The organism is Amycolatopsis sp. NPDC114505, from assembly GCF_055633615.1.
In genome coordinates, this window is record NZ_JBVKDV010000002.1 from 197,155 (window position 1) to 220,700 (window position 23,546).

General features: G+C 70.7%; 22 protein-coding genes. 11 read left to right on the forward strand and 11 right to left on the reverse strand.

What is annotated here, in order from left to right; translation table 11 throughout:
- Window positions 1-35 precede the first annotated feature (35 nt).
- The 4 genes from ACZ7OU_RS18955 to edd form a co-directional block, all read right to left on the reverse strand.
- The gene (locus ACZ7OU_RS18955) at window positions 36-1,418 is read right to left on the reverse strand and encodes an MFS transporter (RefSeq protein WP_470256075.1); all 1,383 of its coding nucleotides are present in this window, start codon (window positions 1,416-1,418) and stop codon (window positions 36-38) included.
- Window positions 1,419-1,435: 17 nt separating this feature from the next.
- Window positions 1,436-3,403 (reverse strand): PEP/pyruvate-binding domain-containing protein, encoded by a 1,968-nt coding sequence (locus ACZ7OU_RS18960; RefSeq protein ID WP_470256076.1) that lies wholly within the window; start codon window positions 3,401-3,403, stop codon window positions 1,436-1,438.
- Window positions 3,404-3,615: 212 nt separating this feature from the next.
- On the reverse strand, window positions 3,616-4,221 hold the full coding sequence (gene eda, locus ACZ7OU_RS18965) for a bifunctional 4-hydroxy-2-oxoglutarate aldolase/2-dehydro-3-deoxy-phosphogluconate aldolase (RefSeq protein WP_470256077.1): 606 nt from the start codon (window positions 4,219-4,221) through the stop codon (window positions 3,616-3,618).
- Window positions 4,218-6,098: a phosphogluconate dehydratase gene (gene edd, locus ACZ7OU_RS18970; RefSeq protein WP_470256078.1), complete on the reverse strand. Its 1,881-nt coding sequence runs from the start codon at window positions 6,096-6,098 to the stop codon at window positions 4,218-4,220. Before edd ends, eda begins: the two co-directional genes overlap by 4 nt.
- A 254-nt stretch (window positions 6,099-6,352) precedes the next feature.
- Here edd and ACZ7OU_RS18975 point away from each other — a divergent pair, with 254 nt between their 5' ends.
- The 6 genes from ACZ7OU_RS18975 to ACZ7OU_RS19000 all read left to right on the forward strand — a co-directional run bounded on the left by ACZ7OU_RS18975 (window position 6,353) and on the right by ACZ7OU_RS19000 (window position 11,950).
- Window positions 6,353-6,640, forward strand: a complete 288-nt coding sequence (locus ACZ7OU_RS18975) for a hypothetical protein (protein ID WP_163046790.1) — start codon at window positions 6,353-6,355, stop codon at window positions 6,638-6,640.
- The gene (locus tag ACZ7OU_RS18980; RefSeq protein WP_470238747.1) at window positions 6,637-7,461 is read left to right on the forward strand and encodes a hypothetical protein; all 825 of its coding nucleotides are present in this window, start codon (window positions 6,637-6,639) and stop codon (window positions 7,459-7,461) included. The genes ACZ7OU_RS18975 and ACZ7OU_RS18980 overlap by 4 nt, the downstream gene beginning before the upstream one ends.
- 61 nt (window positions 7,462-7,522) lie before the next feature.
- A complete protein-coding gene (locus tag ACZ7OU_RS18985; RefSeq protein WP_470238746.1) occupies window positions 7,523-9,439 on the forward strand; it encodes a fumarate reductase/succinate dehydrogenase flavoprotein subunit in 1,917 nt (638 codons plus the stop codon).
- Complete coding sequence (locus ACZ7OU_RS18990; RefSeq protein WP_284741074.1) at window positions 9,436-10,188, forward strand: succinate dehydrogenase/fumarate reductase iron-sulfur subunit; 753 nt, start codon at window positions 9,436-9,438, stop codon at window positions 10,186-10,188. Before ACZ7OU_RS18985 ends, ACZ7OU_RS18990 begins: the two co-directional genes overlap by 4 nt.
- A gap of 116 nt (window positions 10,189-10,304) precedes the next feature.
- On the forward strand, window positions 10,305-10,829 hold the full coding sequence (locus ACZ7OU_RS18995; RefSeq protein ID WP_470256079.1) for a GNAT family N-acetyltransferase: 525 nt from the start codon (window positions 10,305-10,307) through the stop codon (window positions 10,827-10,829).
- Window positions 10,826-11,950, forward strand: a complete 1,125-nt coding sequence (locus ACZ7OU_RS19000; protein WP_470256080.1) for an amidohydrolase family protein — start codon at window positions 10,826-10,828, stop codon at window positions 11,948-11,950. The genes ACZ7OU_RS18995 and ACZ7OU_RS19000 overlap by 4 nt, the downstream gene beginning before the upstream one ends.
- Here the strand turns inward: ACZ7OU_RS19000 and ACZ7OU_RS19005 are convergent.
- Window positions 11,937-12,788: a helix-turn-helix domain-containing protein gene (locus tag ACZ7OU_RS19005; protein ID WP_470238743.1), complete on the reverse strand. Its 852-nt coding sequence runs from the start codon at window positions 12,786-12,788 to the stop codon at window positions 11,937-11,939. The genes ACZ7OU_RS19000 and ACZ7OU_RS19005 overlap by 14 nt on opposite strands.
- Before the next feature lie 173 nt (window positions 12,789-12,961).
- Between ACZ7OU_RS19005 and ACZ7OU_RS19010 the strand changes: the two genes are divergently transcribed.
- Complete coding sequence (locus tag ACZ7OU_RS19010; protein ID WP_470256081.1) at window positions 12,962-13,906, forward strand: DUF4037 domain-containing protein; 945 nt, start codon at window positions 12,962-12,964, stop codon at window positions 13,904-13,906.
- On the forward strand, window positions 13,899-14,588 hold the full coding sequence (locus ACZ7OU_RS19015) for a YoaK family protein (protein WP_470256082.1): 690 nt from the start codon (window positions 13,899-13,901) through the stop codon (window positions 14,586-14,588). Before ACZ7OU_RS19010 ends, ACZ7OU_RS19015 begins: the two co-directional genes overlap by 8 nt.
- Here ACZ7OU_RS19015 and ACZ7OU_RS19020 read toward each other — a convergent pair.
- From ACZ7OU_RS19020 to ACZ7OU_RS19040, 5 genes are all read right to left on the reverse strand, one after another.
- A complete protein-coding gene (locus tag ACZ7OU_RS19020; RefSeq protein ID WP_470256083.1) occupies window positions 14,542-15,279 on the reverse strand; it encodes an SDR family NAD(P)-dependent oxidoreductase in 738 nt (245 codons plus the stop codon). The two genes, ACZ7OU_RS19015 and ACZ7OU_RS19020, sit on opposite strands and share 47 nt — an antisense overlap.
- Before the next feature lie 114 nt (window positions 15,280-15,393).
- Window positions 15,394-16,299, reverse strand: coding sequence for an amino acid ABC transporter permease (locus ACZ7OU_RS19025; RefSeq protein WP_470256084.1), 906 nt, complete (start codon window positions 16,297-16,299; stop codon window positions 15,394-15,396).
- Window positions 16,296-16,982, reverse strand: a complete 687-nt coding sequence (locus ACZ7OU_RS19030) for an amino acid ABC transporter permease (RefSeq protein WP_470238738.1) — start codon at window positions 16,980-16,982, stop codon at window positions 16,296-16,298. Before ACZ7OU_RS19030 ends, ACZ7OU_RS19025 begins: the two co-directional genes overlap by 4 nt.
- Window positions 16,983-17,057: 75 nt before the next feature.
- A complete protein-coding gene (locus tag ACZ7OU_RS19035) occupies window positions 17,058-17,915 on the reverse strand; it encodes a glutamate ABC transporter substrate-binding protein (protein WP_470238737.1) in 858 nt (285 codons plus the stop codon).
- 56 nt (window positions 17,916-17,971) lie between these two features.
- Window positions 17,972-18,700, reverse strand: a complete 729-nt coding sequence (locus ACZ7OU_RS19040) for an amino acid ABC transporter ATP-binding protein (RefSeq protein ID WP_470239033.1) — start codon at window positions 18,698-18,700, stop codon at window positions 17,972-17,974.
- Window positions 18,701-18,995: 295 nt separating this feature from the next.
- On the opposite strand from ACZ7OU_RS19040, the gene ACZ7OU_RS19045 reads away from it, so the two are divergent.
- Together ACZ7OU_RS19045 and ACZ7OU_RS19050 are read left to right on the forward strand one after the other, a co-directional pair.
- On the forward strand, window positions 18,996-19,670 hold the full coding sequence (locus tag ACZ7OU_RS19045; RefSeq protein WP_470239032.1) for a response regulator transcription factor: 675 nt from the start codon (window positions 18,996-18,998) through the stop codon (window positions 19,668-19,670).
- Window positions 19,671-19,674: 4 nt separating this feature from the next.
- Window positions 19,675-21,072 (forward strand): sensor histidine kinase, encoded by a 1,398-nt coding sequence (locus ACZ7OU_RS19050; protein WP_470238736.1) that lies wholly within the window; start codon window positions 19,675-19,677, stop codon window positions 21,070-21,072.
- On the opposite strand, the gene ACZ7OU_RS19055 is transcribed toward ACZ7OU_RS19050, so the two are convergent.
- Window positions 21,069-21,962, reverse strand: coding sequence for a TAXI family TRAP transporter solute-binding subunit (locus tag ACZ7OU_RS19055; RefSeq protein ID WP_470239031.1), 894 nt, complete (start codon window positions 21,960-21,962; stop codon window positions 21,069-21,071). The genes ACZ7OU_RS19050 and ACZ7OU_RS19055 overlap by 4 nt on opposite strands.
- Window positions 21,963-22,078: 116 nt before the next feature.
- On the opposite strand from ACZ7OU_RS19055, the gene ACZ7OU_RS19060 reads away from it, so the two are divergent.
- Entirely contained in the window at window positions 22,079-23,284 is a 1,206-nt protein-coding gene (locus ACZ7OU_RS19060; RefSeq protein WP_470256085.1) for an NAD(P)/FAD-dependent oxidoreductase, read from the forward strand.
- The last annotated feature ends 262 nt before the right edge of the window (window positions 23,285-23,546 follow it).

The window sequence follows — 23,546 nt, forward strand, 5'->3', positions numbered from 1 at the left end:
CCCTCGACGGCGTGTGAGCGGGGGAGTCCGGTGCGTCAGTTCCGGAGCTTCTCCACGTCCACCTCGCGCAGCTCCGAGCCGTGGCAGCGGCGCTCCGGGCCGGCCGCCGGGAAGCGGGACACGGGCGCGGCGACGCGGGTCGGTGCCGGCGAAACCGGTGCGGTCGCCGCGACTGTCGCGGTTTCGCGGACCGGTGTCCGGCGGTCCGAGCGGTGCTTGCGGACCACCAGCAACAGCACCGCGAGCAACCCCATCACCCCGCACGTGACGACCGCCGACAGCACCAGGAACTCGTTCAGCTGCCCGGCCGCCAGGTACGCGCCCAGTGCCACCGCCACCACCGCGCACACCGCACGGTCCACAATGGACTCCATCGACAGGAGCGTCGCGCGGTAGCGGGAGTCCGGGATGGAGTCGTTCAGCAGCTGCTTCTGGACCGGGAACGAAATCCCCGTCGCCACCGCGAAGACGCACAACGCGAGCACCGTCGCGAAGGAGCCCACGAACACGACCACGCCCAGGCAGAGCGCCATCACGATCGTCAGTGTGAACACCGACCCCACCGGGCCGATCGCGCGGCGGAGCCGGTGGGGTCGGGCCGCGCCCAGTGCCTCGAAGACCGTCATCGCGGCCAGGACCGCGCCGTACCAGTTCACCGACAGCGACTTCGACTCCAGGATCGGCTGGAACAGGTTCACCTGGCAGATCCGGACCAGCGTGAACATCGCGATGCCCTGCACCATCAACAACACCAGCCACCGCGACGAACGCAACGCCGACAGTGCGCCGCCGACTCCGGCGAGCAGCGAGGCCGTCTTGCCCGCGGCGCGCCGGCCGCCCGGGATCGCCGGGAGCTTCAAGGCGAACACGAGCGCGACACCCGCGTTGAGCGCCGTCAGCCAGTACGGGGAAGGGAGGTTCCACGTCATCAGCAGGCCGATCACCGGCCAGTACACGATCTTGCCGATCAGGCTGAACGCGCGCCCGACCCCTTCGACCCGCAGGTAGTCCTCCCCGGAACCGGACGCGTGCAGGTACTCGTACAGGTACGCGCTCTGCGCGCCGGACACCAGCGACCGCGCCAGTGCGATCAGGATGAAGTGCAGCAGGAACCCCGTGTACGAGCCGAGGAACACCGGCACCAGGTTCGCCGCCACGAGCACGCCGGCGCCGGCCGCCAGCGAGGTGCGGTAGTCGAACCGGTCGGCGATCATCCCGGTCGGGATCTCCAGCAGGCAGAACACGATGTAGTAGATGCTCTGGATGCCGAAGATCTCGCCGTCGGACAGGCCGACGAGCTTCTGGTACTGGTAGAAGATCGGCACCCACAGCAGCAGGCCGAAGAAGAACTGGAACCCGTAGGTCAGCCGGACGGTGCGGCGGACGGCGGGGTTCGCGGGCAGGCGAAGGCCCAGCATGACGCTTTCTCCTGAACTCAAACGGAATACGGACGCAGCTGCACGAGGTGGAGGTGGTCGCCGTCGGCGAGCCACTCGACGTCCACCGGCGAGCCGAACGTGTAGTCGGGCGAGAAGTGCCCCTGCAGCAGGCGCCCGGCGATCGCGAGCCGCTGCAGCTGGTCGTGCGCCCGCGAGTCGAGGTCCGACGTCGCGTCGCCGAGCGACACCGTGCGGCCGCCGCCCTCGACCGTCGAGTACAGGTACTGCATCGGCAGGGCCGAACCGTCGACGACGTCGGTCACGCGAGGCGACACGTTGACGTACACCGTGCGGAAGTCCGCGCGGTTCATCGGGTTCGTCGTCACCAGCACGCCGCCGAAGTCCGCCGCGACCTGCTCCTGGATCACGACACCCATGTAGCACTCGTCGAGGGAGATCCCAGCCTGCCGCCGTAGCCGGACGCTGCGCACCGACACCAGCGAAGCCCAGACCTCCTTGACGCTGGCGAAGATCCGCTCGGCCGTGGTGACGTGGTTGAGCGACTCGTAGATCCCGGCCGCCGAGAACCCGGCCAGGTCTTCGGCGTTCGACGAACTGCGCACGACGAACGTCCGCACGCCGGCCAGCTGTGACACGAGCGCGGAGTCGATCTCCCCGGCCAGCGCGCCCGGCATCCGGGCCGACCGGATCAGGCTCTGCAGCTCGACGCACAGCGGCTCGATCTCGCGGGCGTCCAGCTCCAGGGCCATCTTCAGCTTGCCGATGGCCTGCTGGATCCGCGGCGACGACTCCAGGAACCGCCGCTGCAGCGAGAACGGCAGTGCGATGCCGCGGGGTACGCGGACGTGGTCGTCGAGCAGCCGGTGCGCGGCCGCGGCGAGGTCAGCGCCGGCGGGGACGTCCAGCAGCCGGGCCAGGTAGGGGAGCAGGTTCTCCCGCGGCGGCCGGGGCACCTGGTAGAAGCCGAGCAGCCGCTGCGAGCCGTGGGCCAGCACGTGGTGCAGCTCGCCGAGGTTGGCCGCCTTGGTGCCGTAGCGGTAGCGGTCGGCCGCGCGCACCCGCGCGAGGTTCACGATCGGGCTGCGCTCGGACTCCGGTTCCTCCAGCGTGACGCGCTGGGCGTACCAGCTCGGCGGCGGGGCCGAGGCCGGCTCGGCGATCTCCCGCAGCGAGAGCGCCTGGGCGTCCACCGTGTACTCGACCCACTTGCCGTCGAGCCCGCGGCGCTCGATGTCGGCCAGCGCGCCGAGCTGGACGGCGTTCGGGATCTGCCAGCCGGTGGCGAGGACGTTGGTGTGCGACAACGGCGTCGTGTGCCGGGCGTTGACGATGCCCGACAGGCGCGGGATGTCGTCGGGCACGCGGTCCATCACGATGATGTCCGACCAGTCCAGCGTCGCCGCCCGGTACTCGGCCTCGGTGCGGAACGCGCGCAGCCGGCCCGTGGCCGTGCCGGGGTTCAGCGCGACGAACGGCGCCGTCGAGAACAGCTCGTGTGCGAACACGCGCGGCAGCTCGCCGGCCGGGATCTCCCGGACGATCCGCTCCTGCAGCTGGTTGGCCGGCTTGAACACCAGCGGCAGCGCCGGGTCGACGTACTGCGCGACGAAGGCGTGGAACTCCCGGATCAGCGCGGCCGGCATGGTGTCGACCTCGACCGTCTCCAGCGAAAGCATCTGCGGGTGCCGGGCCAGGATGCCGAGCAGGAACCGGCGGTCCGGCGCGTGGTAGAAGTCCTGGTTGTAGGAGTCGATCTCGGCGCGCACCCGTTCTCCGGGGACGCCGAGGATCTCTTCCCCGATATAGATCGCGTGAAAGGAATGACGCGCGTCGTTCAGGAAGTGGATGACCGAATTCTCGCGGTCCACCACGACCTTGACGAAGGAATAGCCACCGAGGGTGCCGCCCAGCTGGTTGAGGGCGGACAGTGAAAGGCGTTCGCCGATGAGTGCGGCGACGTTCTCGGGGGCAGGACTGGGGGCGACCACGCTGGTCAGGGGCACCGGTTCTCCTCGCTCGAAACAGCGAGGAGGAACGATAACAGGGGGTGAATCACCCACCGTCAGGCAAATGGACCGATCACTGGCACAAATGGGCGAACGCATGACCGGCGCCACACCCGTTAGGAGCACCGTTCCAGTGTCTGGGAACGGTGCTCCCGGAATCCGGACGTCAATTGCGCCGTTCGGGCCGGAATTCCACGGGGTGATCTCGGCTACAGCTTCGCGGCTTCCGCGGCCAGCTTCTCGATCGTCGCGACGTCGAGCGAGGCCGTCAGCCACGAGCCGCCGATGCAGCCGACGTTCGGCAGCGCCAGGTAGGAAGGCGCCGACGCCACGGTGATGCCGCCCGTCGGGCAGAACTTCAACGACGGCAACGGGCCCGCGATCGACTTCAGGTAGGCGACGCCGCCGGACGCCTCCGCCGGGAAGAACTTCAGCGCCGACAGCCCGCGTTCGGCCAGCCGCATCGCCTCGGACACGGTGCTCGCGCCGGGCAGGAACGGCAGCCCGGTCTCGAAGCACGCGTCGACGACCGCGTCGGTGCAGCCGGGTGTCACGAGGAACTTCGCGCCCGCGTCGGCCGCCTGCTTCGCGTGGTCCGCCGCGGTGACGGTGCCGGCACCGACGACGATGTCCGGCACCTCGGTGGCGACGCGTTCGATCGCCGACAACGCAGCCGCAGTACGCAGGGTCAGCTCGATGACCCCGATCCCGCCGGCGAGCAGCGCCCGGGCGACCGGCACCGCGTCGGCGGCGTCGTCGATCACCACGACGGGCATCACGGGGGACAGCTCGAGCAGGTCCTGACCGGTGGTCACTGACCGACCTCCTGGGTTGCGAAAACGGGCGTTCCGAAGTGCTCCGGCGTCAGGCCCCCGAACACCGAAGCGCCCTGGTCGGCGGGGCCGACGGCACGGCGCAACGCGGCGAACAGCTCTCGGCCGGTGCCGGTCCAGGATGCTTCGGACGGCGGTGCGTCCACAAGCTCACGGCGGGCGAGTTCTTCGTCACCGACGAGCGCGTCGAGGCTGCCCGTGGACGCGTCGAGCCGGATGACGTCGCCGTCCGCGACGCGGGCGATCGGGCCGCCCGCCGCGGCTTCCGGCGTCACCTGGATGGCGGCCGGGATCTTGCCCGACGCGCCCGACATCCGGCCGTCGGTGAGCAACGCCACGGCGTGCCCGCGGTCCATCAGCACACCCAGCGCCGGGGTGAGGCCGTGCAGCTCCGGCATGCCGTTGGCCTGCGGACCTTGCTGCCGGACCACCACGACGACGTCGCGGTCCAGCTCGCCCGCCTCGAACGCGGCCGTGAACGCTTCCTGGGTGGTGAACACCCGGGCCGGCGCCTGGACGACCCGGTGCTCGGGCGCCACCGCGGACACCTTGACGACCGCGCGGCCGAGGTTGCCCTCGACCATCCGCAGCCCGCCGTCCGCGGCGAACGGCCGCCACGCCGGGCGCAGCACCTCCTCGTCGAGGCTGCGGGTGGGGACGTCACGCCAGACCAGCTCGCCGTCGGACAGGATCGGCTCGGCCCGGTAGCGGTGCAGCCCGAAGCCGGCCACCGTGTGGACGTCCTCGTGCAGCAGCCCGGCGTCGAGGAGCGTGCCGACCAGGAACTGGATGCCGCCGGCGGCGTGGAAGTGGTTGATGTCGGCGCTGCCGTTCGGGTAGACCCGCGCCAGCAGCGGCACGACGGCCGAGAGGTCGGAGAAGTCGTCCCAGGTCAGCTGGATGCCCGCGGCCGCGGCGACGGCGACCAGGTGCATTGTGTGGTTCGTCGACCCGCCGGTCGCGAGCAGCGCGATGACGCCGTTCACGAACGCCTTCTCGTCGAGGATCCGCGAGACCGGTGTGTACTCCTCGCCGCGCGAGATCGCGACGACGCGCCGTCCGGCTTCCTCGGTCAGCGCCTGACGCAGCGCGGAGCCGGGCTGGACGAAGCTGGCGCCGGGCAGGTGCAGACCCATGACCTCGACGACCATCTGGTTCGAGTTGGCCGTGCCGTAGAAGGTGCAGGTGCCGGCCGAGTGGTACGACGCCGCTTCGGCGTCCAGCAGGTCTTCGCGGGTCGCGAGGCCCTCGGCGTACAGCTGGCGGACGCGCGCCTTCTCCTTGTTCGGCAGCCCGGAGTTCATCGGCCCGGCCGGGACCAACAGAGCCGGCAGGTGCCCGAAGGACAGCGCGCCGATCAGCAGGCCGGGCACGATCTTGTCGCAGACGCCCAGCAGCAGGGCCGCGTCGAACATGTCGTGGGAGAGCGCGATCGCCGTCGACATCGCGATGACCTCGCGGCTGAACAGCGACAGCTCCATGCCCGCGCGGCCCTGGGTGATGCCGTCGCACATGGCCGGGACACCGCCGGCGAACTGGGCGACACCCCCGGCGGAACGCACGGACTTCTTCAGCCAGGCCGGGTACTCCTGCATCGGCTGGTGCGCCGAGAGCATGTCGTTGTAGGACGACACGATGGCGACGCCGGGAGCGCGCGCGGCCCGCAGAGCCGCCTTGTCGGCGCCTTCCATGGCGGCGAAACCGTGGGCGAGGTTGCTGCACGCGAGGCCGCGGCGGACCGGGCCTTCTTCGTGCGCGGCGGCCATGCGGCCGAGATAGGCGGTGCGGGTCGCGGCACTGCGCGCGGTGATGCGGGCGGTGACTTCGGCGACGGTGTCGTTCAGGGAGGTGGGGCTCATGTCCGGCTCCGGATCACTGGTGTGTGGTGGTCCGCGGGACGGCAGCGCTGACGCCTCTGGGTCGTGACACTGGCCACAGTACCTCGGGAAAACGCCGAATCAAAATCGATTCAGAAGATCCACCCGCGTGACCCCGATCACCCGGGGAACCGTTAGTGTGCTAGTTGTCACACTGCACGACGCGTGGCAAAGCCCTACGGCGAGCGATCGCCCGGCCGGCTCCCTGCCAGCCCCACCACCACCCGGGAGGAATGATGTCCACCTCCGAGATCGCCGAGCTGCGGCGAACCATCGGCCAGCTCAGGCAGTGCGTCGGCGCACTGCGCTCGCGTTACGGCGACGCTTCGGCGGTCCGCCGGCTCGCCAACGACGTGGAGCGCCTCGACATCGACACCGCGGACCTCGACGGCACGCCGCTCGCCGTGCCCGCCCAGGCGAAACCCGCCGAGCGCGTCCCGGTACCCGACACCCCCTACGACCCGGCGCTCTGGCACGGCGCCGATGACGAAGGCGTCGGCGGCTACAAGCGCGACCAGCGGTGAGCGCTCCGGCTGACAACGGCGTCGGCACCGGCGTCCGGGCCCCCAAGCGGGCCCGGATCGCCGAGCGCACCCTCCGCACGGACCGGTGGTGGCTCCAGCCGCTGCTGACCGTGCTCGGTCTGTCGGCGTTCATCATCTACGCGACGGTCCGGTCGTTCGTGCGCACCGCGTACTGGGTGCCCGACTACCACTACCTGACGCCGTTCTACTCACCCTGCCTCTCGACGTCCTGCGTCGAGGGCTCGAGCCACTTCGGCCACTGGTTCGGCGACCTGCCCGGGTTCATCCCGCTCGGCTTCGTCGTGCTGCCGTTCCTGCTCGGGTTCCGCCTGACCTGCTACTACTACCGCAAGGCCTACTACCGGGCCGTGTGGTTCTCCCCGCCTGCCTGCGCGGTCGCGGAGCCGCACGCGAAGTACACCGGCGAGACGCGGCTGCCGCTGATCATCCAGAACGTCCACCGCTACTTCTTCTACGTCGCGCTGGTCGTTTCGCTGATCAACACCTACGACGCCATCACGGCGTTCCACGGGAAGACCGGTGGCTTCGGGTTCGGGCTGGGCAACATCGTCCTGCTCGCGAACGTGATCCTCCTGTGGGCGTACACGCTTTCCTGTCACTCGTGCCGGCACGTGACCGGTGGCCGGTTGAAGCACTTCTCCAAGCACCCGGTGCGCTACTGGATCTGGACGAAGGTCTCGAAGCTCAACACCCGCCACATGGCGCTGGCCTGGACGACGCTCGGCACGCTGGTGCTGACCGACTTCTACGTCATGCTCGTCGCCAGTGGCGCGATCTCGGACCTGAGATTCGTCAACTAGTCCCCGTCCCGACAGTGCTCCCCAAAAACTGACGTCCCCAGTTCCGAGGTGGAATTTCTCTATGACCGAGGTCGAACGCCACAGCTACGACGTGGTGGTGATCGGTGCCGGTGGTGCCGGGCTGCGCGCTGTGATCGAGGCGCGCGAGCGCGGCTTCCGCGTCGCCGTCGTGTGCAAGTCCCTGTTCGGCAAGGCGCACACGGTGATGGCCGAGGGCGGGTGCGCGGCGTCGATGGGCAACGCGAACTCGAACGACAACTGGCAGGTCCACTTCCGCGACACCATGCGCGGCGGCAAGTTCCTCAACAACTGGCGGATGGCCGAGCTGCACGCCAAGGAGGCGCCCGACCGCGTCTGGGAGCTGGAGACCTACGGCGCGCTGTTCGACCGCACCGCCGACGGCCGGATCAGCCAGCGCAACTTCGGCGGGCACACCTACCCGCGGCTGGCGCACGTCGGTGACCGCACCGGCCTCGAGCTGATCCGCACGATGCAGCAGAAGATCGTGTCGCTGCAGCAGGAGGACTTCGCCGAGACCGGCGACTACGAAGCGAAGATCAAGGTCTTCGCCGAGTGCACGGTCACCGAGCTGCTCACCACCGACGGCGCCATCGCCGGCGCGTTCGGCTACTGGCGCGAGAGCGGCCGGTTCATCCTGTTCGACGCGCCCGCGGTCGTGCTCGCCACCGGCGGCATCGGCAAGTCGTTCAAGGTGACGTCGAACTCGTGGGAGTACACCGGCGACGGCCACGCGCTGGCCATGCGGGCGGGCGCGAACCTGATCAACATGGAGTTCGTCCAGTTCCACCCGACCGGGATGGTCTGGCCGCCGAGCGTCAAGGGCATCCTCGTCACCGAGGGCGTGCGCGGCGACGGCGGGGTGCTCAAGAACTCCGACGGCAAGCGGTTCATGTTCGAGTACGTGCCCGACGTCTTCAAGGGCCAGTACGCCGAAAGCGAAGAGGAAGCCGACCGCTGGTACGCCGACGCGGACAACAACCGGCGCACGCCGGACCTGCTGCCCCGCGACGAGGTGGCCCGCGCGATCAACTCCGAGGTCAAGGAGGGGCGCGGCTCCCCGCACGGCGGCGTCTTCCTCGACATCGCCAGCCGGCTGCCGACCGAGGAGATCAAGAAGCGGCTGCCGTCGATGTACCACCAGTTCAAGGAGCTGGCGGACGTCGACATCACGGCCGAGCCGATGGAGGTCGGCCCGACCTGCCACTACGTCATGGGCGGCATCGAGGTCGACCCGGACACGGCCGCGGCGAGCGTGCCCGGCCTGTTCGCGGCCGGCGAGTGCTCGGGCGGCATGCACGGCTCCAACCGGCTCGGCGGCAACTCGCTGTCCGACCTGCTGGTGTTCGGCCGTCGCGCGGGACTCGGCGCCGCCGAGTACGTGGACGGCCTGGCCGAGCGGCCCGCGGTCGCGCAGTCCGATGTGGACGCGGCGGCGAAGATGGCGCTCGCGCCGTTCGACCCGCCCGAGGGCGCGTCGGCCGAGAACCCGTACACCCTGCACACCGAGCTGCAGCAGTCGATGAACGACCTGGTCGGCATCATCCGCAAGGCCGGCGAGATCGAGCAGGCGCTGGAGAAGCTGGGCGAGCTGCGGCAGCGGATCCTGCGCGTCACCGTGGAGGGGCACCGGCAGTTCAACCCCGGCTGGCACCTCGCGATCGACCTGCGGAACATGCTGATGGTCAGCGAGTGTGTCGCGAAGGCCGCGTTGACGCGGACCGAAAGCCGTGGCGGGCACACCCGCGACGACTTCCCGGGTATGGACGCCGAGTGGCGCCACAAGCTGCTGGTGTGCTCGTCGTCGCCGGGTGACAACCCGGTCGTCCCGGACATCGGCGTCGTGGTGAAGGAGCAGGTGCCGCTGCGGCAGGACCTGCTGGAGTTGTTCGAGTTCGGCGAGCTCGGGAAGTACTACACCGGCGGAGAGCTCGAGACGCACCCGGGGAGCAAGGAATGAGCTACAAGGCGAGTTTCCGGGTTTGGCGCGGCGACGACACGGGCGGCGCGCTGCAGGACTTCACGGTGGAGGTGAACGAGGGCGAGGTCGTCCTCGACATCATCCACCGGCTGCAGGCCACCCAGGCGTCGGACCTCGCGGTGCGCTGGAACTGCAAGGCGGGCAAGTGCGGTTCGTGCTCGGCGGAGATCAACGGCAAGCCGCGCCTGCTGTGCATGACGCGGATGTCGACGTTCACCGAGGAAGAGGTGATCACGGTGACGCCGATGCGGACGTTCCCGGTGATCCGCGACCTCGTCACCGACGTGTCCTTCAACTACACGAAGGCACGGGAGATCCCGTCGTTCACCCCGCCCGCGGACCTGAAGCCCGGCGACTACCGGATGCAGCAGGTGGACGTCGAGCGGTCGCAGGAGTTCCGGAAGTGCATCGAGTGCTTCCTGTGCCAGAACACCTGCCACGTGGTGCGCGACCACGAGGAGAACAAGGAGTCCTTCGCCGGGCCGCGGTACCTGATGCGCATCGCCGAGCTGGAGATGCACCCGCTCGACGTCGCGGATCGCCGTGACGCTGCGCAGGAGGAGCACGGCCTCGGCTACTGCAACATCACCAAGTGCTGCAGCGAGGTCTGCCCGGAGGGCATCCACATCACTGACAACGCGCTCATCCCGATGAAGGAGCGCGTCGCGGACCGCAAGTACGACCCCATCGTGTGGCTGGGCAACAAGCTCTTCCGCCGGGACAAGTAACGCTTTCCGTTCGACGCTCGCGAACCGTGTGCCGGCCGCCCTCGAGGCGGCGGTCGCCGGTTCGCGAGCGTCGTTGCGCGGCCGGCCTCGGCGGGCTCGCGTGACAAGGTGGGGGCATGGAGATCGCGCTGCTGCCGCCGTCCGCCGGTCCTGCTGTGATCGCGCGGATCACGGCGCTGGTCAACCAGGTCTACGCCGAGTCCGAGAAGGGGCTCTGGCTCGGCAGCACCGACCGGACCTCCTCCGACGAGGTGGCCGGGTTCGTGCGGGCCGGGGAGATCGCCGTCGCCCGGGTCGACGGTGACGTCGCCGGATCGGTGCGGGTCCAGCGGCTCGACGACGCGACCGGCGAGTTCGGCATGCTCGCGGCCGACCCTGCGCGGCGCGGGCTCGGCATCGGACGGGAACTGGTGCGGTTCGCCGAGCGGGCCAGCCGGGAGGCGGGCTGTGGGGAGATGCAGCTGGAACTGCTCGTGCCGCGCGAGTGGACGCATCCGGCCAAACAGTTCCTCGCCGAGTGGTACGACCGGCTCGGCTACCGCGTGACGCACCGCGCCGACCTCGCCGAGGACTACCCGCACCTCGCGCCGTCGCTGGCCACGCCGTGCGATTTCCTCGTCTACCGCAAGGATCTCGCGTGACGCTGCTCGCCGGGGCACGCGTCTTCAACCCCGAAACCGGTGAGACGACCCGCGCGGACGTCCGGCTCGACGGCTCGCGGATCGCCGAGGTCGGGCCGGGCCTCGACGGCGACGAGCGCGTCGACTGTTCCGGTGGGCTGCTGATCCCCGGGCTCATCGACTGCCACGTGCACGTCGCGTTCCGGCGGCCCGGGTCCCTGCCACGCAGTGCGCGCGTCCTCGAAGCCGTGCCGGTGCTGCGCCGGTTGCTGGCACGGGGGATCACCACCGTGCGGGACGCCTGGGGTGCCGACGCCGGGTTCCAGCACGCGCTGCGCGAGGGCTGGATCACCGGGCCGGACCTGCTGGTCAGCCTGCGTCAGCTCGGGCCGACCGGCGGGCTCGGCGACACGTGGGACCCGGCCGCGGGCGCCGTCGACAACTACGGTGACCCGTCGCTGCCGGACCCGCTGTTCGACGGCCCGGACGCGGCTCGCGCGGCCGTCCGCCGGATGGTGCGGGCGGGTGCCGACTGGATCAAGGTCGGCGCGAGCGGCTCGATGCGGGCGGTCCGTGCGGGCGTGGACGTCCGCCCGACCGACGACGAGCTCGCCGCCGTGACCGACGAGGCCGCCCGCTGCGGCCGTGACGTCCTGGCCCACGCGCACACGTCGGCGGCGGTGGTGTCGGCGGCCCGCGCGGGGGTGCGCAGCATCGAGCACGGCACGTTCCTCGACGACGACGCCGTCGCGGCCCTGGCGAACGCCTGGTACGTGCCGACGCTGTCGCCGATGAGCGACACCGAGTTCGCCGGCACGCACCGGCGTTCGCTGCGCCTCGCGGTGGAAGCGGGCGTCCGGATCGCCGCGGGGTCCGACCTCGCTCCGCGTCCGCATGTCGACTTGACGACCGAGCTGCGTTTGCTGGCCGCGGTCCTCGGCGACGCGGCGGCCCTGAAGGCAGCCACGTCCGAGGCCGCCCGACTGCTCCGGCTCGACGACGACCGTGGCCGCGTCGAACCGGGCCTGCGCGCGGACCTCGTCCTGCTCGACGGCACGGACCTGGACGTGACGGACCTGCCCGGGCGGGTCCGCGCTGTCTGGCACGACGGGAAACGGGCCGGCGAGGTCACTTCGTCATGAGATCGAACTCCTCGGCCAGCCGGACCAGGAACTGCCGGGACTCGTGCTCGGACAAGGCCACCTGCTCCAGCCGCGTGCGGAGGACGTAGAACGCTTCGACTGCTATGCGTTCGTCGATGAACAGCCCGGCGGCGAAGGTCTCTTCGTAGGCCACCGGCGGGTGTTCGGCGAACTCGAGGATCGTGAACCGGCTGCCGACCAGGTGGTACGGCGGCGCGGAGGCGGGGATGACGCGGATGGTGCAGTGCGGGAGGTTGGTGGCCAGCACCAGGTACTGCAGCTGTTCGTGCATCAGCGCCGGGTCGCGCAGGACCGACCTCAGGGTGTGCTCGTAGACGAAGTAGAGGCACTGCGGCGGGTTCCGGCGTTGCAGCAGCTGTTGCCGCTCGACCCTCGCTTGGACGAGCGCCTGCAGCCGATCGCTGGTGTACCGGCCGGACAGCTCGAAGGCGGTGCGCACGTAGTCTTCCGTCTGGAGCATGCCCGGCAGGGCCAGCGGGCTGTTCGAGATCACCGCTGTGGCCAGGTTTTCCTGGATGATCAGGGACTTCATCGGGTCGACGAACTTGTCGAAGTACGGCCGCACCCAGTACAGGTCGCTCGGTGGCCGGGTCAGGTGCAGCAGCCGTTCGCGTTCCGGTGCGTCGGTTCCGCAGTGCGCGAGGTAGATCGCCGCGTCGATCGGCGAGATCCGCCGGCCGTTCTCCCAGCCGGACACCTTCGACGCCGACCAGTGGGCGCGCCGGGCGACCTCGCGCAGCGACATCTGTCTCGCCTCGCGCTGGGTCTTCAGCTCGACACCCATCTCCCGGGTGCGCACCGTGCTCGTTTCGGTCATGCCCCGCACGTTAAGGGCAAGCACCGACAAAACGGCCCTTGCCGCGCAGTGGTTCACCGGAAGGGATGTTGCTGTTCTGCCTGTGTGACAACAGGTTTCGCGCGCGAAGCGCTGCGAAGCACCTTCGCATAATGAAGCGCGCTTCGCAGCACTAGTAAGCCACAATGGCATTCATGACGTTCATTCCGGGAATCGAACTGAGCCGCCGGTTCTACACCGAAACCGTTGCGCCGCAACTGCATGAACCCCACAGCGCGGCGCTGGTCGGACCCGGCTCCGAGGTGCTCGGCTTCGACACCGGACGCTCCACCGACCACGACTGGACCGCCCGCGTCTTCCTGTTCCTCCCCGAAGTCCGCGAAATCCGGGTTCCGGCCACGTTCCTCGGGCACCCGGCGAAACCGGTCGTCGCGACGCTCGACGGCTGGACGCGCGGCTTCCTCGGCTTCGACCCGCGATGCCCGGAACCGCGCGACTGGCTCGCCACGCCGACCCAGGTCTTCGCCGAGTTCACCGGGGGCGCCGTCTTCCACGACGACCTCGGGCTCGAAGCGCTCCGGCAGCGCGTCGCCTGGTACCCCGACGACGTCTGGCGGTACGTCCTCGCCTGCCAGTGGCAGCGGATCGGCCAGGAGGAGGCCTTTGTCGGGCGCTGCGGGGAGGCCGGCGACGAGCTGGGGTCGGCCGTCGTCGCGGCGCGGCTCGCGCGGGACCTCATGCGGCTGTGCCTGCTCATGGCGCGCCGGTACCCGCCGTACGGCAAGTGGCTCGGCAGCGCGTTCGCGCGGCTGCCCGCGGCCGCGACGCTGTCGCCCCACCTCACCGGCGCCCTCGCGGCGACGACCTGGCCGGAGCGCGAACGGCACCTCGTCGCGGCCTACGAGACCGTCGCCGAACTGCACAACGCGCTCGGCCTCACCGAACGACTGGACCCGCGGACCAGGCCGTACTTCGACCGGCCGTTCCAGGTCGTCGACGCCGGCCGGTTCGTGCCACCGCTGCTGGCCGGGACGTCGTGGACACACCCGATCGGGGCGATCGACCAGTTCGTCGACAGCACCGACGCGCTGGGACACCGCACGCTGACCCGCGCGGTGGTTGACTGCGCGCATGGCTGAACCGAAACCACGGGACCTGGCCGCCCTGCTGCTGACCCTGACCGTCGTGACCGGGATCGTCGACGCCGTCAGCTTCCTCGGGCTGGGCCGGGTGTTCGTGGCCAACATGACCGGGAACGTCGTCTTCCTCGGGTTCGCGGCCGCGGGGGAGGCGACGCTGTCGGTGCTCGCGTCGCTGACCGCGGTGCTGGCGTTCCTGGCGGGTGCGCTCGCCGGTGGCCGGCTGGCCCGCCGCGAGGACGACTACGACGCGCTCCGCCAGGCGACCGCGGTCCAGGCGGCGCTGGTCGCGGTGGCGGTCGTGCTGTCCGCGACGCTCGGCAGCGGCACCCGGCTCGGCAGCGAGCTGCTGATCGTCGTGCTGGGCGTGGCGATGGGCCTGCAGAACGCCGCGGTCCGCCGGATCGGCGCGCCCGACCTGACGACGACGGTTCTGACGATGACGCTGACGGGCTTCGCGGCGGACTCGAAGGCGGCCGGCGGGCCGGGGTCGCACCCGCTGCGGAAGGTCGTCGCCGTGGGCGCGATGCTGGTGGGTGCCTTCGCGGGCGGCCTGCTCCAGCTGCACGTCGCCATGTGGACGGCGCTCGCGCTGGCCTGGGTGCTCATCCTCGGCGTGCTGGCGATGCTGCAGATCAGCCGAGGGCGCGGCCGCCGTCGACCAGGAGCCGCTGGCCCGTGACGAAGCCGGCCTCCTCCGAAGCGAAGAAGCTCACCGCCGCCGCGACGTCGTCGGGGGTGCCCAGGCGGCCCACCGGCACACCCGCCAGATAGGCCTCGCGCTCGGCCTGGGGGACGTCCGCGTGGCGCTCGACCGGGACGAAACCCGGGGCGACCGAGTTGACCGTGATGCCGTCCGGGGCCAGTTCGCGGGCCCACGACCGGGCCAGGCCGACCTGGGCCGCCTTGGCCGTCGCGTACGCCGAACGGCCGGGCGGCGGGCGCTCGGCGACCTCCGAATCGATGTGGATGATCCGGCCGTAGCCGCGGGCGCGCATGCCCGGGAGCACCGCGTGGCCCAGCAGCACCGGCGACCGCACGAAGAAGTCCAGGTGGCCCAGGTGGTCCGCCCAGTCCACTTCGGACAGGAAGACGTCCGGCTGCGGACCCGTCGCGTTGAGCACCAGCACGGTGATCGGGCCCAGCAACGCCGTCACCGCGTCGACCAGCTCGCCGACCTGGTGCCGGTCGGTCACGTCGGCCGCGAAGGCCGCGGCCTTGCCGCCCTCGGCGAGGACGCCCTCCGCGGCGGTCTTGAGGTCGGGGTCGTCGTGCAGGCCGTTCACCGCGACCGCGAGCCCGTCGCGGGCCAGCCGCCGGGCGATCACCCGGCCCAGCCCTCGGGAACTTCCGGTCACCAGTGCGACACCCATGAGTCCGACGCTAGGGGAGACCCCCGGGTAGGACAACCCCGGCGAGCCTCGATCGGGGCAAAAGAAAACGGGTGGGTGCGACGATGCGCACCCACCCGCTTCCGTGGCCGAGGGTCAGACCGCCCGGCCGGTGTTGAAGTCGGTCGCCGCCGTCACCGCCGCCGGCGGTCCCTCCAGCGGCTTCGCGCCCCGAGGTGCCTTCTTCCGCCGCGACAGCTTGCGCTCCAGGTACGAAGCGAGCCGCGTCAGCAGCAGGTTCAGCACGATGAAGATGAGCGCGATGACGATCAGCGTCGGGATCGTGTTGTTGAAGTTGCCGGTGATCGGTCCCGAACCGCGGATCAGCTCGTCGTAGCCGATGGTCAGCTGACCGGCCAGAGCCGTGTCCTTCAGGATGACCACGAGCTGGCTCACCAGCGCCGGCAGCATGAGCGTGATGGCCTGCGGGAGCAGAACGTTGGTCATCAGCTGCGTCTTGCGCAGGCCGAGCGCCGAAGCGGCTTCGGTCTGTCCCTTCGGGAGCGAAAGGATGCCGGCCCGGAACACCTCGGCCATCACCGATCCGTTGTAGAGCACCAGGCCCGTGACCGCGGCGAACAGCGGGCGGGTGTCGGCCTCGATGCCGGTGTAGTAGGCGTAGAACGACGCGGCGAACACCATCAGCAGCAGCACCGGGATCGCCCGGAAGAACTCGACGACCGCGCCGACCGGGATGCGCACCCACTTGTGCGCGGACAGCCGGCCGATGCCCAGCAGCGCGCCGATCGGCAGGGCGATCACGATCGACAGCGCGGCGGCCTTGAGCGTGTTGAGCAGGCCCGGCAGCAGGAACTGGGTCCAGGTCGACCCGTCGATGAACGGCTTCCAGAGAGCACCGGCCCACTGGCCCTTCTCGTCGAAGCCCTTGTAGACGAACCACGCGACCAGGAGCATCACCAGCACGAACAGCACGCTGTAGAGCCAGTTGCGAGCGCGGGCCTTCGGGCCGGGGACGTCGTAGAGGACGGACTGCGTGCTCATCGCTTGACCTCGGCTTTCTTGGCGACCCAGCCCAGCAGGAGGCCGAGTGGCAGGACGATCGCGACGAACACCGCGGCGAAGACGACGAAGACCAGGAAGAGCGAGCTCGACTCGTTCTCCACCATGGCGGCCATCAGGGCGGCGGCTTCGGCCACGCCGATCACCGAGGCCACGGTGGTGTTCTTCAGCAGCGCGATCAGGACGTTCGCCAGCGGCGCGATCACCGCCCGGAACGCCTGGGGCAGCACGATGATGCGCAGTACCTGCAGGAAGTTCAGGCCCAGCGCCCGTGCGGCCTCGGCTTGGCCGACGGGCACCGTGTTGATGCCCGAGCGCAGCGATTCGCAGACGAAGGTCGACGTGTAGACGATGAACCCGAGGATCGCCAGCCGGAACGCGTTGTCGTCCAGCGACGTCGGCGAGTTGGGGTCGGCCAGGTTGATGCCGAGCGTCGACGACAGCCCCAGCGACGTGAACACGATGATCACGGTCAACGGGGTGTTCCGGAAGATGTTGACGTACGTCGCGGCGAAGCCCCGCATGATGGGGACCGGGCTGACGCGCATCCCGACGAGGACGGTGCCCCAGATGAGCGAGCCGATCGCGGAGAAGAACGTCAGCTGGAGCGTCATCCAGAAGGCGCCGACTAAGTCGTACTCAGGATTGCTGAGGAAATCGAACACGGTTGTCCAACCTGGCCTCGGAACGGGAACGGTGCGCCGCTTGCACGGCGCACCGTTCGACTTCGGAACCGGATATCAGGGCGCGATCGCCGGCGCGGCCGGGATCTTGTAGCCCGAGGGGCCGACGTTGGTCTGCAGCGCCTTCTCCCAGGAACCGTCCTGCTCCATGGCCTGGATCGCCTTGTTGATCGCGGCCTTGCCGTCGGCGTCGTCCTTCTTCAGGCCGACGCCGTAGTTCTCGTCGGAGAAGCCCTTGCCGACCAGCTTCAGCTTGCCGGGCTGCTGCGCGGCGTAACCCGCGAGGATCACGTCGTCCGTGGTCATCGCGTCGACGGTGCCGTTGAGGAGCGCGGTCACGCAGTCGGTGTACTTGCCGACTTCCTGCAGCTGCACGTCCTTGGCGTACTTCGTCTTGACGTTCTGCGCCGGGGTCGAGCCCTTGACCGAGCAGAGCTTCTTGTTGCCGGTCAGCGACTCGGGGCCGGTGATGTCGGTGTTGTCCTGACGCACGAGCAGGTCCTGGTGCGCGACGAAGTAGGGGCCACCGAAGGAGACGTCGTTCTTGCGCTTGTCCGTGATCGAGTAGGTGGCGACGATGAAGTCGACCTCACCCTTCTTGATCAGGTCCTCGCGCTGCGCCGACTGCGCTTCCTTCCAGGTGATCCCCGACTCTTCGACGCCGAGCTGCTTCGCGATGTACTTCGCGACGTCGACGTCGAAGCCGGCGTAGCTGCCGTCCGGCTTCTTCAGGCCGAGGCCCGGCTGGTCGAACTTGATGCCGATGACCAGCTTCTTGTTGTCCTTGGCCCGCTGGACCAGGTTCTTGTCGCCGCTCGCGCCGCTGCCGCTGCCGGAGCCACCGCCGCAGGCCGTCAGGGCCAGCCCGGCGGCCAGCACGACCGCGCCGACCTGCAGAACTCGGTTCAACCGCATCGTCTCTCAGGTTCCTTCCGAATCATGTCCGGCCACGCGGGCCGGGGAAAAAGTGTTCAGTGGGTCAGGATCTTGCCGAGGAAGTCCTTCGCGCGCTCGCTCTTCGGCGCGGTGAAGAACTCTTCCGGCGTCGTGTCCTCGACGATCTCGCCGTCGGCCATGAAGATCACCCGATCGGCTGCCCTGCGGGCGAAACCCATCTCGTGGGTGACGACCAGCATGGTCATGCCGTCCTTGGCCAGGCCGGTCATGACGTCGAGGACCTCCTGGACCATCTCCGGGTCCAGCGCCGAGGTCGGCTCGTCGAACAGCATGACCTTGGGCCGCATCGCCAGCGCCCGCGCGATGGCGACGCGCTGCTGCTGGCCACCGGAAAGCTGCGCCGGGTACTTGTCGGCCTGGTTGGCGATGCCGACGCGCTCCAGCAGCTCCATCGCGGTCTTGCGGGCCTCTTCCTTCGAGGCCTTGCGGACCTTCGTCGGCGCCAGCATCACGTTCTCGACGATGGTCTTGTGCGCGAACAGGTTGAACGACTGGAACACCATGCCGACGTCGGCGCGCAGCGCGGCCAGTGCCTTGCCCTCCGCGGGCAGGGGGACGCCGTCGACGGCGATCTCGCCCGAGTTGATGGGCTCGAGCCGGTTGATCGCCCGGCAGAGGGTCGACTTGCCCGACCCCGACGGACCCAGCACCACGACAACCTGGCCGCGAGGTACCTCGAGCGTGATCTCCCTGAGCACGTGCAGGTCGCCGAAGTACTTGTTCACGACGGACGCCTTGATCATCGGCGCCGCCACCTCCGCGGTCATCTGGCCTCCAGGGTCGTTCGAATGCGGCGTGGGTCACCCGCGATGGCGAGAACCTACCGTTGCTTTACCGGCCCGCAAGGCCGCTTGAGCAATACTTAGGGTTTCAACTGCGTATCGATGTCCATTTTGGGGGGTATCGGGGTGGCCGCCACCCGCGTACCCCGATACTCACTGAGGGTGACCGTACGGGTGGCTCGTGCGCGCCGCTCCCCGAGGTCCTAGAGTTCGGCGCTACCGGCCGGTGGAGCAGGTCACCATGGGAGGCGGACGGGTGCGGGTGCTGCTGGTGGAGGACGACGACCGGGTCGCGGGTGCGCTCATCCCGGCGCTGGCCCGCCGCGGTCTGGCGATCGCCCGGCTGGCGACCGGCGCGGGCGTCCTCGAGCGCGTCCACGAAGTCGACGTCATCCTCCTCGACCTCGGCCTGCCGGACATCGACGGCGTGACCCTGTGCACCCAGATCCGCGCGGTCAGCGACGTCGCGATCATCGTCGTGTCGGCCCGCGGCGAGGTCGACGACCGGATCCGGGGCCTGCGCGCGGGCGCCGACGACTACCTGGTCAAGCCCTACGACGTCGAGGAGCTGCTCGCCCGCGTCGAGGCGGTGCGCCGTCGGCGCCCGGAGCACGCGGCCGCCGAGCCGGCGGTCATCAAGGTGGGGGACGTCAGCGTCGACCTGGCCCGGCACGAGGTGCTGGTCGACGGGCAGGCGATCGCGTTGTCCCGCAAGGAGTTCCAGGTGCTCGCCCTCGTGGCGGGCGCGCGCGGCGCGGTGTGCTCGCGCGAGCACGTGCTCACCGAGGTGTGGGGGCACCGGGGTCCCGCGGAGAGCCGGTCGCTCGACGTCCACGTCGCGACGCTGCGGACGAAACTGGGCCGCCCGGCGCTGATCGAGACGGTGCGCGGGGTCGGCTACCGGCTCGGCGGCCAGACCGCCCGGAGCTGACGGCGTGCGCGTCCGGCTGCAGGGCATCGTGCTGACGCTGGTCGCGCTGCTGGTCTTCGGCCTCGGCATCCCGCTGGCCATCTCGATCGCCGCCGGCGCGCAGCAGGACCTGTTCCTCGACCGGCTCACCGACACCGCGCGGTTCGCGTCGCTGGCCCAGCGTCCGCTGCTGGACAACAAGCCGTACCTGATCGAGCCCGACGTGCGCCGCTACACCGAGGTGTACGGCGTCCAGGTGGTGGTCGTCGACCAGGACGGCAAGCCGGTCGTCACCTCGCTCGGCCCGGCCGCCGCGCGCATCGACCTGCACGACGAGCGGATCAGCGACCCCGTCCACGAGGCGCTGGCCGGCCGCCGGTCGCAGCCCTCCGGCGTGCTGATGCCGTGGGACTCGACGCCGCTGGTGCTCTCCGAACCGGTGCTCGCCGACGGCGAGGTGCGCGGGGCGGTGCTCACCGTGTCCGCCACCGACTCCGAGCGCGCCGCCGTGCTGTGGTGGTGGCTGCTGCTCGCCGCGGGCGGCATCCTCGCTTTCGTGGTCGCGCTGGCCGTGGCGATCCCGGTGGTCCGGTGGATCCTCAAGCCGGTGAAGCGGCTCGACGACGCGACCGGCGCGCTGGTGGCCTCGGTGGTCAGCGGGCGGGAGGCCGAGCCGGTGGGGGAGGGCGGCGGCCCGCCGGAGCTGCGGCAGCTCGGCCGGTCCTTCGACCGGATGGCCGAGAGCGTGTCGGGTGCGCTGGCCGCGCAGCGCGCGTTCGTCGCGGATGCCTCGCACCAGCTGCGCAACCCGCTGACCGCGTTGAAGATCCGGCTCGGGAACCTCGACGGTCACGTCGTGGACGACCAGTCGGCCGCCGACCTGGAAGCCGCGCGCATCGACGCCGGGCGGCTGCACCAGATCCTCGACGGCCTGCTGTCGATGGCCCGCGCCGAGGCGTCCGGCGGCGAGCTCGACCCGGTCGTGCTCGACGAGGTCGTCGCCGAGCGGGTCGCCGACTGGACGGTGGTCGGCGAGGCCAGGGACGTGCGGCTGGTCGTCGACACCGCGGGCGACGGCGCCCGGGTCCGCGTGCCGCCGCGCGGCGCCGAGACGATCCTCGACGCGCTGCTCGACAACGCGCTCAAGTTCACCGCGTCCGGCACCGAGATCCGGGTCGCCGTCGAGCGCGACGGCGACCGCGTGCGCCTGTCGGTGCGCGACCACGGGCCGGGGCTGCCGCCGGACGAGCTCGACCGCGCGCTGGACCGGTTCTGGCGGAGTCCCGCGCACCAGAACGTGCCGGGGTCGGGGCTGGGCCTGGCGATCGTGTCCGAGCTGACCGCGCACTCCGACGGCGAGCTGGCGCTGGACCTGCCCGAAGGCGGCGGCCTGCGGATCGCGATGACGTTCCCGGCCGCTTAGGTCTTCTTCGCGCGGTAGTAGCGCAGCGCGCCGGGGTGCAGGGGGATCGGCTGGGTCTCGATGCCCGGGTGGACGTCGATCGACAGCGCCGCCGGGTTGGCCACCGCCAGCTGCTGGCGGGCGTCGAACAGGCCGCGGACCAGCGCCTCGGCGACGTCGTCGCTCATCGACGTCGGGACGACCAGGAAGTTCGGCACCAGCAGCGTGGTCACCGGGCCCGGCTGGTTGTAGGTGGTGGCCGGGATGGACGCGGTGCCGTAGACCTGGTTGACCTCCTGCATCTTCGGCATCACGTCGGCGATGTCGAGCAGGCGCAGGGACTGCTTGTCGTTGTACTTGGCCAGGCCGGGTGTCGGCAGGCCGCCGGACCAGAAGAACGCGTCGATCTCGCCGTTCAGCAGCGCCTTGACGGAGTCGTCGAGCCCGCGGGCGCTGGTGGTCACCGACCCGGTGAGCCCGGTCGCCCCCAGCAGCCGGGTGGCGATGTACTCGACGCCCGACGACGGCGAGCCGATCGCGATCCGCCGGCCCCGCAGCTGGTCGACGGTCCGGATGTCGGAGTCGGAGCGCACGACGATGTGCAGGTAGTCGTCGTGGATCCGGGCGAGGGTGGCCAGCCGCCGGTCGTCCTTGTACCGGTCGGCGGCGACGTCCGCGGCGACGAACGCGACGTCGGCCTTCCCGGCGAGGACCTTGTCGAGGTTGTCGGGCGACCCCTGGGTCTGCAGCACGGTGGGCCGGTCGATGTCGAGGCCCGCGGCCCACGCGGTGGCGAGGGTCTGGGCGAGCTTGTCGTAGACCCCGCCCGGGTTGCCCGCGGCGATCCGCAGCTTGAGCTCGCCGAAGCCGGCGCTGCAGGAGGCGAGTACCAGCAGCAGGGCGGCCGCCATCGCGAGCACTCGCCCCCGCCGCGTCCCGACCACCGCCCGATCGTGCCAGATCCGGCGGCCCGGTGGTTGGCGACGGCCGATCCGGGCACTCCCCGGGAGGACGGAAGGAGACCGGGATGGACGTCGTGGTCGTGGGTGGCGGGCTGGCCGGGCTGAGCGCGGCGCGGCGGCTGAGCGGGGCCGGGGCGTCGGTCACGGTGCTGGAGGCGGGCGACGACGTCGGCGGCCGGGTGCGCACCGACGTCGTCGACGGGTTCCGCCTCGACCGCGGCTTCCAGGTGCTGCTGCCGGCTTACCCGGCGCTGCGGCGGCTGGCCGACGTCGGCGCGTTGCGGCCGCGCCCGTTCACGCGCGGGACGATCGCGATGACCGGCTCCGGGCGCCGCTGGCTCGCCGGCCCGTGGCACGGGCTGCCGGCGGTGCGCGGGGCGGCGGGGTTCGTCGCGGGCCGCCCCGCCGACGGCGCGCGGATGGCGGCGCTCGCGGCCCGCGACGTGCTGAAGGCCGACCGCGCCGACACCGGGCGCACCACCGCCGAGGAGCTGCGACGCTGGGGGCTGACGGAGTCCACGGTCGAGGAGGTGCTGCGGCCGTTCCTCGCCGGGGTGTTCCTCGACCGCGACCTGGCGACGTCGGGCCGGCTGTTCCACTTGATCTGGCGCAGTTTCCTGCGCGGCGGGGGAGTGCTGCCGGCCGAGGGCATGCAGGCTCTGCCGCGTCAGCTGGCCGCCGGGCTGCGGGTCCGCACCGGCGTCGAGGTCGGCTCGATCACCGAGGACGGCGTGCGCACGCGCGACGGCGAAGACATCGCCGCGCGGGCCGTGGTCGTCGCGACCGACGGGGACACCGCCGCCCGCCTGCTGCCCGGCGTCGAGGCCCCGGCGTGGCACGCGGTGACGACCTTCTACTACCGCGCTCCGGTGAGCCCGCTCCGGTCGCCGACCTTGCTGGTCGACGGCCTCGACGAGCTGCTGCTCAACACGGCCGTGCTCAGCGAGGTGGCGGCGGGGTACGCCCCGCCCGGGTCGGCGCTGATCAGCGCGTCGGTGCCCGATCGTGCCGATCCCGGTCTCGAGCCGCGGGTGCGGCAGCGGCTGGCGCGGATCTACGACACCGACACACGGGGGTGGGAGCTGCTGCGGACGTACGCGGTCCCGAAGGCGCTGCCGGTGTTCGGCCCCGGTGCTCCGCTGCGGCGTCCGGTGCGGGTCGGCCCCGGCCGGTACGTCTGCGGTGACCACCGGGACACGCCGTCGGTGCAGGGCGCGCTCGTGTCGGGCCGGCGGGCGGCGGTCGCGGTGCTGGCCGATCTCGTGGCTTGAGCACAGTGTCCATAGTGGACACGGTGGACACGGTGGACGTCGTGCGCAGGGCACCGCTGGACATGGCTGACTCCCGGTGAGCCGGCCCCTGAGCGGGTGGCGGCGCCACGCAGAGGGTCGATGGAACCGGTTCCGAGGATCGCCCCGTAGCTCCGAACTGTCAAGGGTTGACAGGTCGGGGGCGGTGGTATGAACCTTTTCATCGATCGTCCCCGCCGGCCCTCGAGGGCATCCGCCCGGCGCTCGGGGACGAGCCGGACGA